Origin of the sequence: Terribacillus sp. 7520-G (assembly GCF_002271665.1) — a bacterium.
In the GTDB taxonomy this organism is placed as follows: Bacteria; Bacillota; Bacilli; order Bacillales; family Amphibacillaceae; genus Terribacillus.
This window is the reverse complement of the sequence record NZ_NQFP01000023.1, coordinates 147,071-162,260: the sequence shown is the minus strand read 5'-3', so window position 1 is coordinate 162,260 and position 15,190 is coordinate 147,071. Positions and strand designations below refer to the sequence as shown.

The following is a 15,190-nucleotide window of genomic DNA, read 5'->3' as shown; positions in this document are numbered from 1 at the left end:
GATGCATTCCTGCTTCTTTTTTTATTTACGCAGCACATTTCCAGCTTTTATCATGTCCCTTTCCTTGTCCTTTATCGGCACCCTTATGCTTGCCGTTATCGGCTTTGCATGGGGCAGGCTGTTCTGCTTGTGCCGATTTGACGATATTATCTGTTGAAACTGGCTTCAGCTGATATGTGCCATTAAAGATGGAGGACACACCTGTAATATCAACTTTGTCGCCTTCCTGGAACTGTGATGTAAAGGTATCATGATTCAAGCCGATTCGATTATCGACACGTACACGTGTCTCGGTCCCATCAGCTGCTTGTGCATCAAACTCGAAAGTACCATACGTTCCGAACGTCTCGATGTTTTTGATTGTGACTTCTGTAAGCTTGACGAGCTGCCCTTGATTCGTGTCATCAATTACAGAAACAGTCTTCGGTGCTGGAATATCTGCTTGTCCAATAACTTCGGACTTGATGATATCCGTAACTTCCACTTCTCCATTATACGTAGTCTTCACTGCACTGATTTGGACTAGATCACCAGCCTTGAAGCTGTCACTATCCTGAAAAACATAAATTCCGCCAGTCTCATCCTGCAGATAAAAACCTTTTCCGCCAAAGCTGCCCGGGGTGGATGTTACGATACCTTCAACCGTTACTACCTCCCCGTCCGCTGCTTTACGCGCTTCCTGGATAGCTACCTGCCGCGGCAGCTCTGCCTCATCATCCGGCAAAGGCTCCGCATCCACATTGCCCACCTGAACGGACTTCGTCAAAAGATTGCTGCCATCCTTGCGAAGTCGCAAATTGGCTGTTCCGTCCGCAGTGGCAGGATTCAATTGAGCAGGAATGTCCACTATCGCTCTTCCCGTTGCATCCGCTGTGACAGAGAAGCTGCTGCTGTAGCCATAGCCGCCAGGCCAGGTTCCTGTCGTATTGAATTTACCAATCTGCTGTCCTCCCGGAAGATAGGCACCCAGCTGCAGACCTGTCAGCGTTTCACCCGGCTCCAAGTCCTCTACGGCAACTCGCACGGTGAATTCCTGCTGTGTCGGCAATGTTGCAGGTGTCACCACTTCATAAACTGGATTGGAAGCGACTTCATCCGAACCATAGGAACCAGCTGCAAAAGTGCTCGGATCATACCAGCGATAGCCAGCTGGAGGATTGGTCCAGGGCTCTGCTTGTGTTTCTGTAGTCAGCTCAGGATTTTCATTGATTGTATCCGTTTCGAGCAGAGGTGTCTCCTCACTGAGTGTGATGGATGTTTCCTCGAAGCTTGTATAGCTTTCCTTTTCACTTAGCCATTCCATGACATTCAGCATGTACTGTCCGTTATTTCCTTCTCCTGTGAAACCATCATACGTACGCTTCGTACGTCCGTTGTCTTCGCGGAGATACTTCGGTGTAGCGTCTTCCACCGGCGAAGAGTCACCAATGAACGCGGCTTTGCCTTGCTCCACTTTGGAAATTGCCGCAAAAGCTCCTTCATCGATCCCGCCGCCAGCGTATACCCCCTGGTCGACAGCATTCGGCCATGCCGGAATATTTTCCGGGAAATATATCAATCCTTTTGCCTTTGTCGGATCGAGGATTGTCAATGTAGATCCAGCATGGGATTCCACTACTTCAATACCTTCCGTGATGCCAAAAGAATCTGATGGATCCACTACAGTTTGACCAGACTCTATATCACCCAGGGCATTGAAACGGAAGCGGATGCCAAAATTTTCCCCAAGCCAGTCGGAGCTTTCGACTCCCTGCATCCGATCGGAATTTGCCTCTTCCTCCGACATTCCTTTGGTCGGATCGTCAAATGCACCTCGGCGGTAGCCATTGAAGATCTCGCCAGAATCCCAGCGATCATAGTTACGGTCAGCATTATAATGATCTCCGATGAAAAAGATGCTGCCGCCCTCCTGGGTATAACGAAGCATCGCATCCTGCTCGGATTTCTTGAATGCAATGTTTGGTTCTGGTATGACAAAAACATCATAGCCGCTCAAGTCTTCATAAGTAATGGCCGATGTTTTCCTTAATTCCTTTACATAATAGCCCTCTTCGGCCAAGGCCTCCCCAAAATCGGAAAATGCACCATCGATGACCCAGTCAGCGGCACCGGCGGTTTGTCCGTGCGTATTATCAAATAATACCTTTTTCCCATTCGCCTCTCCCTTTGGCTGTAATTCCGGAGCAGGGTCAGCTGCCGTCTCGGCTTCGCTATGCACTGCATAGCCGAAAACCGTGAAAGGGACAAGTAAAACAGCGATTACCACAGCTCTCCAATCCATCACTTTATTCACAAGCAGGTTCCTCCCTTAGATTAATAGGTAAAGCATAGCAAATACTCCTCATCATTTGTACACGTTTACAAAATCACTACAAAAACAGAAGAATATTTACGCAGCCGTAATCCTATCATTAAAAAGGCACGACCATCATCATTCCACAACCCTTGCACGAAAAAAACCTGCATGCCGAAGCATGCAGGTTCCATTCAATCTATGACTGCATGTGCAGTCGTTCCCTCCTTCAAGCTGAAATCTTTACTGGAGGCATCCATGTAATGCACTTCTATATAGGCAGAATCCTCTTCCTGGCCCGTCGCCTGCTGATAACTGCCAAAATCATTGTATTCCTGCTGTTTCCATACCCAGCTGTTTTCCTTGTCCTTATCGTAGACATTCCGATTCATGGTTGTGTTGTGGTTCGTTTGGAAGTCATTGGAAATGAACAAGCCTGTTTTGCTGGCTGTGAATACATTATGTGAAATGTCGTTATCCCTGATATCATGCTGCAAAAGCAGCTGACCGCCATAAAGATCCTTTGTATCATTTTTATAAAGGACATTATAGGTGATGGATGAGTCTTTGGTTCCTCCGCGCTCTTCGTCATAGCCGCCTATCGAAATACCTGTATAGTTGTTCTCATACACTTCGTTTTCAGTGATCAGGATGTTTTCTGCGTAACGTCCTTGGTGCTCGGAAGTCGCTTCGATACCCAAGTCATTGCGGAAAACGGTATTGGCCTTGATTTTGATATTTTTAGCACCATCCACATAAATTCCCCCTGCGGAATAATCCTCCCCATATGCCGGATTACCATAGGAAGAGTTATCATGGACCACATTCCCCTGGACCGTTCCATTTCGGACATAATCAGCCTCTGGATCTTCCGCTACCCCTTCATAGCCGATCAGATCGATTCCGATGTTGTTATTATGGCGGACCGTATTGCCCGTAACAGCAAAACCATCGATATTGCCATTCAGGACAACCGCTTCACTGGCTCCCAGTGTCAGCTCCTCCACAATATTGTCCATGACGCGGATTTGTTCCATCTTGCCAGTTCCATATACCGCTATACCATGGGCATTGCCTTCATCTGCCGTATTCCCTATATGATGGATGTGATTTTGAATGATATTGATATAAGAGCTATTACCCGATACATAAATACCCATCACGGCATAGTCAGGTGAATCCGCCGTCAAATCCTGAAGGGTCAGTCCCTGAATCGTAATGTAGCATTTGCTATCGACATTGATCAACGCCGCATCTTCATCCGTCGTCTGTCCTTCGCCGCTGATGACCACTTCTTCATTTTCATAGTTGCGGATGACCAATGGCTCTTCCTTCGTTCCGCTATTGGTAACATCAAATCCACCCTTATAGATTCCCTTGCGAATGTAGACAGTCGTACCAGCTGCGGCCTGATCCACGGCTGCCTGAATCGTGCGAAGAGGTTTCTCCTTGGTTCCCTCATTCTCATCATCCCCATCAGTGGCGACGAATAGCTGTTCCGGAGCGGTCACCGCTTCCACTTCCTTCTTGTTGTTTGCTGCAATCGAATAGATGCCCGCACCGATCAGGCACAGTACGATTGCGACCAGTATCGATAATCTCATTTGCCGACTCTTTTCTATGCAATATTTGCCGTTCTTGGCTACTGCTAGTATGATACCCGTCATCGGTCGATTTGTATAGGAGCTAGAGCGAAATCTTAATAAAATCTTTATTATCATAAAAATCGCTTTTTTAATTCTGGAGATGGCAGCATGCATTGATTCTGCCTTCCGAACCAGCGATAGCGATTCCTAGCTATATACCGATAGATCGAATCACGGATGGGACGCGGGATGAACAAAGCAGCCCCAGCTAATTTCCAAGCTCCATCCAGACGGCGGGCAATACGCAAAACTGCGCTGGATTGCGTATATACCTTGTCACCCTCTGCAAATAGGATGCTGTCGATCCCATCTGGAATTTGCTTTGCTTCTCTCAGCCGACTTCCGAAATCGCTTTGGAGGGAAGCAAATTTAAAATAGGCTCCCTTGTCATGCTTGATGATGAATTGGACACTGTTGTTGCAGAGATTGCATACACCATCAAAGAGGATGATCGCCTCCTTGCACATATTATCCCTCCTCTTTTTCAGTCACTCTGTCATGCAGCAGCAACTCATTTTCCTTCGTCATGTAGGTTGTCTTATAGACTTCCTGCCGATCCAGATTTTTTTCCACCAATGTTACATAGTATGTATCTTTTTCCCCTTGTAAGCTTTCGATAACCGTTTCTCTCGTAAAACGCTCCCCGAAAAGCTCCCATTGTTCCACATGGCCGGCTTCTGCCGGGAATCCCCCGTTTTCTCCCTGTCCATGCTGCTGTGTAACGTATTTAACAGCCTCACTGGCAGAATACCCCGGTTCAGTCCCTTCCTCCTTGACCTCCGGCGGCACCGACAGCACCTGACCAATGATCAGGATCGTCGAAAACGCCAGAAAAGGAACATACACCACTAACCAGCCAATGCGCCCTTTCTTTGTGATATACCCAAGACCAAGCTCAAACAAAGCAAACACCACTGCCAAAAATGCACCCAAAGCTGCAGCAAGCAAAAACACAGCTGTACTTTTTGAAGAAAGGCTCAAGGCTGCAAAAGGCAGTCCGCCCAGCCCATGCAAAATGAGATAAAGTCCTGTTTGCTTCGCATCGATGGGCTGTACCTTTTTCCCGATCAACCAAGAGATGGATATTCCATATATAAAAATGAACGGACTCATATAAACAGCATAAATAAACGCACCAGATACCCAAACGTTTAATGGATTGTCAGCCGCAACTCCAAAGAAGTCTCTCAAATGAAAGCCCATATATAAAGAAAACAAACCGACAAGCAGAACCCCCGCTCCAAACTTATGCCTGATCCTCATTTTCCTCCCCCTAAACCAAAAAGGATACTAGCAAATGATCCTTGCTGTTTCTCCAGTTCCTGTCCGACTGTCATCTTCCCGACAGCCTGCGGTCCGAACTAATGCATAAAATCTTTCCTTTTCCCTAATTGTAGCAGGAACCGTGGATATAGTGTTAAATTCTGTATGAATAAATAGAAACCGCAGAACGCGGAGCTCTGCGGTTTTGCCTTTAGGAAAACAGCTGGAATAACTTGAAGAATTTATGGGCAGCATCTAGTAGCTGATTGCAAGCGGCAGGTATGACAGTGAGGATGGCAAGGATAAGAGGCAAATCGTCCTTAGGCTGTTTCGGATTTGTCGGGCATTCCTTCATAGCAGACATTCCCCCCTTCGATTTCTCGGGCAGGTCAGTTGCTGGGAAGTAATCAGCGGTTATTTAGTGGGATAGGTTTAGTATCTCCCTTTCGGTCATATCTATACATGTTGTTGACAAATCGTCAACAACAGCGTACCTTGTAATGGTCAGGAGGTACGAAAATGGAAAAGAAACGACATAAGGAACGGAAGCAGAGGCGACGGATAGGCAGGTATATCATACTCATCCTCCTGGTCATAGTAATTGGAGCTGGTACCTTCCTCTTTTTAACTGCAAGGGATGTGAAACAGACAGTGGATGGCATCCAGAAAGACTCGGCAGCGATCGATGAGGGCGTCACATCAGAGAAGATCAAGAACAAAGAAAGAATCAATATCCTTTTACTTGGCATCGATGAAAGGGAATTCGACTCTGGGCGGTCTGATGCCTTACTGCTTATGTCACTGGATCCGGATTCCGAGTCCATGGACCTGGTAAGTATCCCGCGTGATACACGGACAGAGATCATCGGGCACGGTACAGTTGACAAGATCAATCACGCCTATGCTTTTGGCGGGGTCGACATGTCCGTGGAAACCGTCGAAAACTTGCTGGACATTGATATCGATTATTTCGTAGAGATCAATATGCAAGGTCTGGCAGATCTGGTCGATGCAGTAGGCGGTGTAACAGTGGAAAACAACCTGGATTGGTACGATGAAGGTTTCTATAAGAAAGGCTACCATTACAAAAAGGGGCAGATTGACTTGGACGGCCAGCAAGCATTGGGATACACAAGGATGCGCCATTTAGACCCTGATGGAGATTTTGGACGGAATGCCAGACAGCGTCAGGTGATTGAAGCCGTCATCGACAAAGGCGCCAATATCAAATCCGTCAGTAAAATCGATGACCTGCTGGATGTCCTCGGCAAAAACGTGCAGACCAATATAAACCTGGCGTCCATGCGTCATTTGTTTGCGGATTATCGCAACGTTCGCAAGTCTGTCCATGAGCATGAAATGAGAGGCGACGGTACAAAAATCGATGGAATCTATTACTTGATAGTGCCCGAAGATGAGATAACTGCCATACAGGACAGCATCAGCAAATAAAAGAAGAAGATCCTTTTGGATCTTCTTCTTTCTTATTGATGCGTATGTTTCCTTTGAATCAACAGTATAATCGCCAGCAGCACCACACCCAGCCATATCGTATTCAAGCCGATGATTCTTTCGCTGAAGCTGCCTGCCGCTGCACCGACTAAGTAAAGGAGAATGGCGCCTCCTCTAAGATATGTGTCCAACGAAAGTTTTTTGGTTTTTCCTATACCTATAAGTCCCTCTACAAAAGCTGCAAGTGTACTCGTCAATACAGTAGAAGAAAGCCCGGCTATCTTGAGGTTCCTTCCCGCTATCGTCTGCATTCCCATGGCTGTGCTTAACAGCAGAAGAATGACTGATGAGAGACCTCCGCTGATCGGGATCGACAGTATCATCGCCGCAACCAATAAAAGCAAAATGAACTCCCAGAATAAAATATTTCTTGAAGTACCGTTCTTTTTTTGGACGAGAACAGTAGCGGCAATCCCTATGACGAACCCCGCCAATGCAATGGCAGCATTGCTCAAAACCGCCTGCCTTGCATCACCGATTCCAATACCCAACAATACAATGTTTCCTGTCATGTTGGCAGTAAACACGTGTGATAGACCAATATAACCTAGTACATCTATTACACCCGATAAAGCACATAAGAGCATGATGGTGATATGATCCCGTTTAATATCCATCTTGATTCCTTCTTTCCTTTTCTTTCTGCCCTATACCGTTCTACCGCATCTATTGACAAATTGTCAACATCCTTGTAGGGTAATAAAATAAGATCCCGGAAAGAGGAGATACCTTCATGGACATGAATAAAGATATTTCTGGTATAGAGAATCTTCTGCGTATGTTACTTAAGGAAAAAAAAATATCCATCCGCGAATTGAGCAGGCGGACTGCAATTGATGCAGCAATCATATCCAAGATACTGAATGGCAAACGGAAAGTGACTGTCAATCATTTGAAAAAGTTCAGTGAAGTACTGGATGTTTCCCATGAGGATCTGATGCGTGCTGCCGGTTTTCTCGACGAGAGTAAAACAATCCAGACAGAACAGCATCTGGAGGCTCTGTGTAAACAAGCCGATCCATCCTTTACGACAGAGAGATTACAGAATCAACTGGCTGAATATAAGGAAATCGCCCTTACCGACGGCGGAAAACAAATCATCGAAGATAAATTCAATGAAAAGATTAAATCCGTCGGAAGCGCCGGTAAACTGGTAAATGACCTAAAGCAAATGTTTTATAAATTCAGTTCCGGCATTGGAACCAAAAAGGAATTAGTACTTTTCGGTGCAGCTTTACTATATTTTATCAATCCAATAGATGTGCTGCCTGATTATATCTTTCCGTTTGGTTATCTAGACGATACACTTGTTGTCCAAACCGCTATGATGAATGCAAATAAATAGCAAAGGGAGTTGCCTGCTTGGAATCATGGATGAATGAATTGATGGCAGCCTATGGTTATCCTGCCATTACCCTTTTGATGATGATAGAGATTGTGATTCCGCCGCTTCCATCTGAAGTCACCCTGCTGTTTGGGGGATTTTTGGCGGCTTCCTCCAGTCTGAATCCAATTTTCGTGATACTATCGGCTACATTCGGAGCGTTGATTGGCACCTCGATCTTGTATTGGATCGGAACGCTCTTTGATATAGACAAACTTTCGAATTGGATAGAAAAAAATCGCAAATGGCTGCGGCTTGATCCTGCTCATTTGCATAAAGCAGCAGCTTGGTTCGAGAAGTATGATATATGGGCTGTCTTTCTCTGCCGCTTTATCCCGCTGGTCAGGAGTTTGATTTCCATTCCCGCTGGTATGGCCAAAATGCATTTTGGGATATTCCTTCTCTTCTCTGCTGCCGGAACATTAATCTGGAATTCCATCGTCGTCTTGTTAGGGGTATGGGTCGGAGCATCATGGACTCGATTGGAAATTTACCTCGATTATTATAAATATGGCATGTTAGCATTTATTGCTGTGGCCGGCAGTGGATTTGTAATTTGGAAGTTAATCCAGCGCAGGAAGAAAGAATCAGAAGAATTAAATGGAGATCAGCATATATAAGTTCCATTAAGCGGAGAAGCTTCGGATGGATGTCTCTCCGAAATCCCGGAGAGCATCCAATTCTTCCTCTTTTTTCAGCTTCGCATAAATCCGCCTTCCGAGTGGAGCTCCTGTCCTGTCACCCAATATCCGTCTTCCCCGACCAAAAAGCCAATCAGCCTTGCTGCATCATCCGGTTCACCGATTCTCCCCATCGGAAAACGAGAAAGCAGATGCTCCCGTATATCGTCCGTCATCCACGTACTGTCTGTCGGCCCGGGATTCACCGCATTCACATTGACTCCCACCGATGCCAAGTCAGCTGATAGTGATTGAGTGAATGCAGTAATCGCGCCCTTTGTTGCGATGTATGCCAGCTCATTTGGCATCGGTCCCCGGCTTTGACCTGATGTCAGGTTGACAATGCTTCCCCTGCCAGCAGGTTTTAGCTGCTTGAACAATTTAGCGAATCCCGTACAAAGCAAAAAAACACTCCTCATATTGACAGCATAGTGGCGATCTAATTGAAAAGCATCGAATTCCTCATAATCACCTGTCTCCGAAAAAGCAGCGCAGTTTATCAAAATAGCCGGCACGCCTAACTGCAGCTGTACGTCCTGCAAAATAGCTTCGGCAGCATCTGCTCGCTCCAAATCCACTTCCATTCCAACACATCTGACACCGGCTTCCCTGATTTCATTCCTGAACTGATCAGGCCAAGTCTCGCCTGCCTGCCAATATGTAAAGAAAATATCCGAACCTTGTTCAGCCAATCTGCGGCACACCGCCGTACCGATGGAGCGCGGATAGGAAACACCCGTAACAATAGCTATCTTAGCCATACAATATCCCCTCCTTTTTTACCATCCCTTTACATATTTCGGGTAAAATGAAAGGAAATCCTGTATGGAAGGAGACTTTCATTGAAAAAACAACTCTTGTTTACACTCGGCAGTCTCGCCCTGGCAACCCCTATTTATAGCTGGCTTCTTTATAAAGCTATGTATGGATTCGAATTCACGCATAGTGATATGTGGGCTTCTCTCATCGTTCCCCTTTATGTCATCGGCTGGACCAGCAGCGAATCACAGGGATTCTCTGCATATGATTTCTTCCTCTTGGGAGCGGCCATTTGCACCGCGCTGGATATTTTCCTGAATGCACATCCGAGTATTTTACTTCTCACGGCAACAATGATCGGAACGCTCATCCTGCCATCGCAATACCTGATCCGAACAGCAAAAAAGCAGGAGTGAATCCTCCTGCTTTGCTTAACTACCTGCTTTGCTTAACTATTTGGTACTAGATTTACGTGGTCAACTTGTAGTGTCTCATCATTCACAATGAATTCCAGCTCAAAGCCACCAGCTTCATATAGATACTTATGCTGATCCGTCTTTGAAATAGAAGTGATAGCATCTGCCTTGCCAAGCTGCTCTTCCAGTACGGCAGGTGTAATGCTGCCTAGATTCGTTTGCCGCTCCACATTAGTTCCGAGATAGCGGATTTCATTCAATATGCCATCCTCATTGTATGCAAAACTGAACCCGGGATTCCCCATCTCTGCATGATACGTATCAAAGGTATCGGATAAGAAAGGTTCACCAAGCCTATCCACAACATCTGTCCTTGTCGATTCACCTATTGCAAAATTGCCTGCCACTCCGATGGAAGAGCCTTCATATGCCTGTGTATAAATGGCCTGTAGCGTTTCAACGGCTGCTTCATTCGTTCGGGAAGAATGAACTGCTTCCTTCGCTTTTGCATTTACAGCTACCGCACCTGGAATCATGAAGCTCCCAGCTCCCAGCACAGCTCCTGCGCAAATAACACTCACCGCTGCCTTTCGTGCTGGATTCCTTCTTGCCATACAGCATGCCTCCTTTTTGTGTAGTTATGTTTTCCGCGATAGGCGTGCTATGAAACATACCGGCAGTCCTTGATATGTGATTCGACATTTATAGTGGCAAAATTCAGCATGTAGATTGTTGATTCGACAACAAACCAGACATTAAAAAAGCTTCTCCCCTAAAAGGGTAGAAGCTTTTCCTTACTTCACGAGGCTTTCAACCGCATCGTCGATGATTTGTTCGTTTGCGATCGGTCCAGTATACAGCCAGCTTGTGTCTTTGTCATATTTATACACATTGCCATTCTTGATTGCCGGTACGTTTGCTAGTAGCGGATCGTCAAGGATTTCAGAGCCATCGCCTTCATCGCTATTGATCAAGAACAGATGGTCGACATCCATTTCAGCCAATTGCTCCAGGGAAACGGGGTTCCAGTTCGCTGTTGCGCTTTCGGAGATTTCTTTGACACCTTCTGGAACAGTGATGCCCAGATCGCCATAAAGCACCGCGCCGCTGGATAGGTTATCGTTTACGATATAAAGCTGACCGCCCGAAAGCCAGATAGCTGCAGCTGACTCATCGCCGATCGCACCTTGGATTTTTTCTTTGGCATCTGCCGCTTTAGCGTCGTAGTCATCCAGAACTTTTTGTGCTTCATCTTTTTTATCGAAGATTTCACCCATTGTCTGCAGTTCTTTGCGCCAGTCGCCGTTTTCTTCCGTACCCATTACATAAGTCGGCGCAATTTTATTGTACTGCTCGTATTTATCGCCTTCCACCATGGAAGCGGAATCCATGATGATCAAATCAGGCTTGAAACTTGCTACTGCTTCGAACGGAAGCGTGGAGTCGATCGTCGGTACATCTTTCAGACTGTCTTGCAAATATCCTTGAGGTTCGCCATTATTGACAGACCACTGCGCCACTGGAGTGATACCAAGGGCCACCAGATTATCCTCCAAATAGGACGCCAGTACATTTTTAGGATCGGCAGGAATCTCCACTTCATGCCCCATTGCATCCGTCACCGTACGTGTTTCGTCACTTCCTTTATCGGAAGCGTCATTTTCGGCATTATCACTTGAATCGTTATTGCCGCAACCTGTTATAATGAATACAACACTGGCGAAGACCGCCAGCAGTAAAAGCATGCTCTTTCTTTTGAACAAGGGACTCACCTCTTGGTTTATGTTATGATCTTCTAATAGATGATAACAATTCTCATTTTCATTTACAAGCACCATGACACTGTTTTGATAGAGCTAGAAAGCGGGTTGACGATGCAAGCACGCAGACTCATTGGCATGATCATACTAATCGCAGGCACTGCCCTGCTTTTATTTTCCATAGGCTTATCCATCATATCCGGTGTATCGGATATTTCACTCGGCACGGTATGGAATAGTTTTTTCCATTATGATGCTTCCGATACATCCCATCAAATCATTCACCGAGTCCGTCTGCCCCGTACAGTGGCGGCGATTCTTATCGGTGCCATGCTCGCAGCATCCGGCGCCATCATGCAAGGCATGACTCGCAACCCGCTGGCTTCCCCGCAAATCATGGGGGTGACTTCGGGTGCTACGTTCATGATTGCGATTGCGCTTGTCTTTTTCCCTGGCATTTCCAACGTGAATCTGCTTCTATTCGCTTTTGCCGGTTCCGGCCTGGGCCTGGGCCTTGTTTTCGGTATCGGTTTGCTGGCAAGGACTGGATTGACGCCTGTGAAACTGGCATTGGCAGGGACTGCTGTCACTGCCCTGCTCGGGGCGTTCTCCAATTCACTGGCATTACACTTCGATGTTGCACGGGATTTGAGCTTCTGGTATGCAGGCGGTGTAGCGAATGTGCAGTGGGAGACAGTGAAACTGCTGTTTCCAGCTGCAGCAATCGGCCTGATTCTGGCATTTTTCATCAGCGGATCCGTCACGACACTCAGTCTGGGGGAAGAGGTAGCGACAGGTCTTGGCCTGAAGACAGGTCTGGTAAAAGCAGCTGGTGTCCTGGTCGTGCTCATTTTGACTGGTGCTGCTGTCTCTGTCGGCGGCACGATTGGCTTCATCGGGTTGGTCATTCCGCATATCACACGCTTCCTTGTCGGCCCGGATTATCGCTGGATCATTCCATGCTCGGCTGTTTTAGGCGGCCTTTTGCTGAACTTTGCCGATATTGCATCCCGAATGATCAATCCACCCTTCGAGACACCAGTCGGTGCCCTCACGGCACTGATCGGCGTACCATTCTTCATTTATCTAGCTCGCCGGGAGGGTAGGAATATATGATACATTCTGTGAAGAAGACAAGTCTGGTAGCAGCCGGAATCATCGCTGCCATCCTTATTATATTTTTTATCAGCTTGAATACTGGGACGATCCCCATCGGACCAGCGGATGTCGTAAAGACCCTGCTCGGAACAGGGGATGGATCATATGACGTGATATTATTCGATTTCCGTCTGCCGCGCATGGTGATTGCCCTATTGATCGGTATCGGGATGGGTATTGCAGGTGCCATCCTGCAGGGCGTTTCCCAAAATGGTCTGGCTGACCCTGGTATACTTGGAATCAATGCCGGCGCGGGCTTCGCTGTCGTCCTCTATATTTTCTTCTTTCAAGAAAAGTTGGCTGGTACAGGCAGCCTGCAGGTATTCATCATGCCTCTATTTGCGTTTGCAGGTGCCTTCCTGGCAGCAAGCCTCATCTACGCATTAGCTTGGAAAAAAGGTGTCTCTCCCGTCCGGCTCATCCTTGTCGGTATCGGTGTAAACGCAGCATTCGGCGGGCTGATCATCGTCTTTCAGCTCATGATGGACCCGAAGGATTTCACCCAGGCGACCATCTGGCTCAACGGCAGCATCTGGCAGACGAGCTGGAATTATGTGCTGGCGCTCTTGCCATGGATCGTCATACTTGTTCCATTTGCCATTTTCAAAGCAAAAGCATTGAACGTGCTGACGCTCGGTGACCAACTCGCCGTCGGCGTCGGGGCTCCGGTTCAAAGGGAACGGACTCTCCTGCTGCTCCTTGCCGTCGCACTGGCAGGAGCTTGCGTGGCAGCAGGAGGTGCCATCACATTCCTCGGGCTCGTTGCACCTCATCTGGCCAGACGGATCGTCGGACCGAATCACAAGCATCAGCTCCCGATCTGTGCACTCATCGGCGCGCTCATCATGCTCGTAGCCGATACATTATCGCGGACGATCCTGGCGCCTTCGGAGATTCCGATCGGACTGGTTGTTTCGGCGATAGGTGCCCCCTATTTCATTTATTTGTTGATCAAAGAATGAACCTCTGCAAATCCAGAGTTTCATTCTTTGATTGTTTCCTTTAGGCTTGTACGTCTTCTCTTTGACCTTTCCTGCCGGTTTGGCAGCCAAATCCTTCAGCATCGCCACAATTCCCTCTTCACAAGCTTCATCCAGCGGAATAGCTGCATCTGCATAATGCGCCAGTTCTTCATGCTTCCCGATCATGACGGCATACTTGGCATGCCGGAACATTTCGACATCATTTGCATCATTGCCAAAAGCAATATATTCTTTTTCCTTGATCCCCGCTTCTTGGATGGCACTCCACTTATCAATGCCGGGAGGGCTGATGTCCACGATGCCTTCACCCTGATGACGATGGACGCGAAGTCCCAGCTTTTCTGCCTTTGAAGCCACCTGTTCTTGATCGGCAGAATCCAGAACGATAATTTTAACTACCTGTTCGAGATCCTCCAATTTTACTTCTTCAGCCAGACCATCCGGATCGACCCTCGATTTCAGGGGATGCGCTGGATCGCCTGTATAGGCATAGTTCCACTCTCCATCTATCAAGTAACTGGCTTTGTAGGCTTCTATCACTCTCTCCATCGCATGCAATTGAACGGGCGAAAATGCATGGGAGAAAATTATCTTCCCGCCTTTAGAGATCAAGGAGCCATTGCCTCCTATCAGCGTAATGGAGTGAAAGTGATGATCAATGACAGGGAGCAGATCCCGGATCGGCCTTGCCGATGCAAAAATCACTTGATGTCCATTCTGTTCAAGGTCTTTCAGCGTATCCATTATGTGCTGTGTGACAGGTCTTCCTTTAAAGCAGATAGTGCCATCCAAATCGAAGATAAAATTCATTTGTCATCCTCCAAAACCAAAGTCATGTGAATTTCCGATATATATGTATCTCCCATTTTCAAAGCTTTTTCTTCAACACCAAATGGTTTGAAGCCCGCCTGCTCATATACATGCCTGGCTGCTGGGTTCGTGTCTGCCACCGCCAGATTTATCTTCTCGATGCCATCTCGTCCACGGGCAGCCTGGATCATTTTTGTGATAAGCATTTTGCCATAGCCTTTCCCCCGTATTTCCGGTGCTAGATAAACCCCCACCAAATCCGCACGATGCAGCAGTTTCACAGGTGTCTCATATCTCAGCGTTGCATTGCCGGCAAGTTTGCCCTCCTTGAAGATTCCATAGGTTTCTGCATCCGGGCTTTCCAAATTACCTTTCACCCTCCCGATTGGATCTTCCTGTTTTATCGCATCCTCATAGGAGGTACTGAATGCATCAGGATGATCTTGCAATGCTAGTAATCTTAGTTCCCAATACGCTTCTGCATCTGCGGCAGTCAATTTTCTTGTTTTCATAGGCCCTTTCTCCC

General features: G+C 47.0%; 17 protein-coding genes. 6 read left to right on the top strand and 11 right to left on the bottom strand.

Translation table 11 applies throughout. From position 1 onward, the window contains the following. Positions 1–25 precede the first annotated feature (25 nt). The 5 genes from CHH53_RS09285 to CHH53_RS17325 form a co-directional block, all read right to left on the bottom strand. Complete coding sequence (locus CHH53_RS09285) at positions 26–2,293, bottom strand: DUF5689 domain-containing protein (protein WP_095215838.1); 2,268 nt, start codon at positions 2,291–2,293, stop codon at positions 26–28. A gap of 194 nt (positions 2,294–2,487) precedes the next feature. Then, positions 2,488–3,897 carry a right-handed parallel beta-helix repeat-containing protein gene (locus CHH53_RS09280; protein ID WP_095215837.1) on the bottom strand — a complete coding sequence of 470 codons (1,410 nt, stop codon included), beginning with the start codon at positions 3,895–3,897 and terminating at the stop codon, positions 2,488–2,490. A gap of 113 nt (positions 3,898–4,010) precedes the next feature. Beyond that, entirely contained in the window at positions 4,011–4,406 is a 396-nt protein-coding gene (locus tag CHH53_RS09275; protein ID WP_095215836.1) for a thiol-disulfide oxidoreductase DCC family protein, read from the bottom strand. Between the two features lies 1 nt (position 4,407). Further along, positions 4,408–5,202, bottom strand: coding sequence for a hypothetical protein (locus CHH53_RS09270; RefSeq protein WP_095215835.1), 795 nt, complete (start codon positions 5,200–5,202; stop codon positions 4,408–4,410). Between the two features lie 211 nt (positions 5,203–5,413). Further along, complete coding sequence (locus tag CHH53_RS17325) at positions 5,414–5,557, bottom strand: hypothetical protein (RefSeq protein ID WP_158221526.1); 144 nt, start codon at positions 5,555–5,557, stop codon at positions 5,414–5,416. A gap of 164 nt (positions 5,558–5,721) precedes the next feature. Here CHH53_RS17325 and CHH53_RS09265 point away from each other — a divergent pair, with 164 nt between their 5' ends. Continuing rightward, on the top strand, positions 5,722–6,654 hold the full coding sequence (locus CHH53_RS09265) for an LCP family glycopolymer transferase (RefSeq protein ID WP_095215834.1): 933 nt from the start codon (positions 5,722–5,724) through the stop codon (positions 6,652–6,654). A 32-nt stretch (positions 6,655–6,686) separates the two neighbouring features. Here CHH53_RS09265 and CHH53_RS09260 read toward each other — a convergent pair whose 3' ends face one another. Next, on the bottom strand, positions 6,687–7,331 hold the full coding sequence (locus tag CHH53_RS09260; RefSeq protein ID WP_095215833.1) for a YoaK family protein: 645 nt from the start codon (positions 7,329–7,331) through the stop codon (positions 6,687–6,689). 116 nt (positions 7,332–7,447) lie between these two features. Here CHH53_RS09260 and CHH53_RS09255 point away from each other — a divergent pair, with 116 nt between their 5' ends. Together CHH53_RS09255 and CHH53_RS09250 are read left to right on the top strand one after the other, a co-directional pair. Then, on the top strand, positions 7,448–8,059 hold the full coding sequence (locus CHH53_RS09255) for a helix-turn-helix domain-containing protein (protein WP_095215832.1): 612 nt from the start codon (positions 7,448–7,450) through the stop codon (positions 8,057–8,059). A gap of 17 nt (positions 8,060–8,076) precedes the next feature. Continuing rightward, a complete protein-coding gene (locus CHH53_RS09250) occupies positions 8,077–8,718 on the top strand; it encodes a DedA family protein (protein ID WP_095215831.1) in 642 nt (213 codons plus the stop codon). A gap of 74 nt (positions 8,719–8,792) precedes the next feature. Here CHH53_RS09250 and CHH53_RS09245 read toward each other — a convergent pair whose 3' ends face one another. After that, positions 8,793–9,539, bottom strand: coding sequence for an SDR family oxidoreductase (locus CHH53_RS09245; protein WP_095215830.1), 747 nt, complete (start codon positions 9,537–9,539; stop codon positions 8,793–8,795). 81 nt (positions 9,540–9,620) lie between these two features. On the opposite strand from CHH53_RS09245, the gene CHH53_RS09240 reads away from it, so the two are divergent. Then, complete coding sequence (locus CHH53_RS09240; RefSeq protein ID WP_095215829.1) at positions 9,621–9,953, top strand: hypothetical protein; 333 nt, start codon at positions 9,621–9,623, stop codon at positions 9,951–9,953. A gap of 32 nt (positions 9,954–9,985) precedes the next feature. On the opposite strand, the gene CHH53_RS09235 is transcribed toward CHH53_RS09240, so the two are convergent. Further along, the gene (locus CHH53_RS09235) at positions 9,986–10,567 is read right to left on the bottom strand and encodes a YjgB family protein (RefSeq protein ID WP_095215828.1); all 582 of its coding nucleotides are present in this window, start codon (positions 10,565–10,567) and stop codon (positions 9,986–9,988) included. 180 nt (positions 10,568–10,747) lie between these two features. After that, positions 10,748–11,716 (bottom strand): ABC transporter substrate-binding protein, encoded by a 969-nt coding sequence (locus CHH53_RS09230; RefSeq protein ID WP_233134981.1) that lies wholly within the window; start codon positions 11,714–11,716, stop codon positions 10,748–10,750. A gap of 111 nt (positions 11,717–11,827) precedes the next feature. On the opposite strand from CHH53_RS09230, the gene CHH53_RS09225 reads away from it, so the two are divergent. Together CHH53_RS09225 and CHH53_RS09220 are read left to right on the top strand one after the other, a co-directional pair. After that, positions 11,828–12,829 carry a FecCD family ABC transporter permease gene (locus tag CHH53_RS09225; protein WP_198946041.1) on the top strand — a complete coding sequence of 334 codons (1,002 nt, stop codon included), beginning with the start codon at positions 11,828–11,830 and terminating at the stop codon, positions 12,827–12,829. Further along, the gene (locus CHH53_RS09220) at positions 12,826–13,833 is read left to right on the top strand and encodes a FecCD family ABC transporter permease (RefSeq protein ID WP_095215826.1); all 1,008 of its coding nucleotides are present in this window, start codon (positions 12,826–12,828) and stop codon (positions 13,831–13,833) included. Before CHH53_RS09225 ends, CHH53_RS09220 begins: the two co-directional genes overlap by 4 nt. Here CHH53_RS09220 and CHH53_RS09215 read toward each other — a convergent pair. Both CHH53_RS09215 and CHH53_RS09210 read right to left on the bottom strand, forming a co-directional pair. Further along, positions 13,735–14,664: an HAD-IIB family hydrolase gene (locus CHH53_RS09215; RefSeq protein WP_095215825.1), complete on the bottom strand. Its 930-nt coding sequence runs from the start codon at positions 14,662–14,664 to the stop codon at positions 13,735–13,737. The genes CHH53_RS09220 and CHH53_RS09215 overlap by 99 nt on opposite strands. Then, positions 14,661–15,176, bottom strand: a complete 516-nt coding sequence (locus CHH53_RS09210) for a GNAT family N-acetyltransferase (protein ID WP_095215824.1) — start codon at positions 15,174–15,176, stop codon at positions 14,661–14,663. The genes CHH53_RS09215 and CHH53_RS09210 overlap by 4 nt, the downstream gene beginning before the upstream one ends. Positions 15,177–15,190 lie beyond the last annotated feature (14 nt).

Excerpts from the sequence above, each read along its gene's own strand:
- CHH53_RS09280 (WP_095215837.1), bottom strand. The coding sequence starts at position 3,897 with ATGAGATTATCGATACTGGTCGCAATCGTACTGTGCCTGATCGGTGCG.
- CHH53_RS09275 (WP_095215836.1), bottom strand. The coding sequence starts at position 4,406 with ATGTGCAAGGAGGCGATCATCCTCTTTGATGGTGTATGCAATCTCTGC.
- CHH53_RS09270 (WP_095215835.1), bottom strand. The coding sequence starts at position 5,202 with ATGAGGATCAGGCATAAGTTTGGAGCGGGGGTTCTGCTTGTCGGTTTG.
- CHH53_RS17325 (WP_158221526.1), bottom strand. The coding sequence starts at position 5,557 with ATGAAGGAATGCCCGACAAATCCGAAACAGCCTAAGGACGATTTGCCT.
- CHH53_RS09265 (WP_095215834.1), top strand. The coding sequence starts at position 5,722 with ATGGAAAAGAAACGACATAAGGAACGGAAGCAGAGGCGACGGATAGGC.
- CHH53_RS09260 (WP_095215833.1), bottom strand. The coding sequence starts at position 7,331 with ATGGATATTAAACGGGATCATATCACCATCATGCTCTTATGTGCTTTA.
- CHH53_RS09255 (WP_095215832.1), top strand. The coding sequence starts at position 7,448 with ATGGACATGAATAAAGATATTTCTGGTATAGAGAATCTTCTGCGTATG.
- CHH53_RS09245 (WP_095215830.1), bottom strand. The coding sequence starts at position 9,539 with ATGGCTAAGATAGCTATTGTTACGGGTGTTTCCTATCCGCGCTCCATC.
- CHH53_RS09235 (WP_095215828.1), bottom strand. The coding sequence starts at position 10,567 with ATGGCAAGAAGGAATCCAGCACGAAAGGCAGCGGTGAGTGTTATTTGC.
- CHH53_RS09225 (WP_198946041.1), top strand. The coding sequence starts at position 11,828 with ATGCAAGCACGCAGACTCATTGGCATGATCATACTAATCGCAGGCACT.
- CHH53_RS09220 (WP_095215826.1), top strand. The coding sequence starts at position 12,826 with ATGATACATTCTGTGAAGAAGACAAGTCTGGTAGCAGCCGGAATCATC.
- CHH53_RS09215 (WP_095215825.1), bottom strand. The coding sequence starts at position 14,664 with ATGAATTTTATCTTCGATTTGGATGGCACTATCTGCTTTAAAGGAAGA.
- CHH53_RS09210 (WP_095215824.1), bottom strand. The coding sequence starts at position 15,176 with ATGAAAACAAGAAAATTGACTGCCGCAGATGCAGAAGCGTATTGGGAA.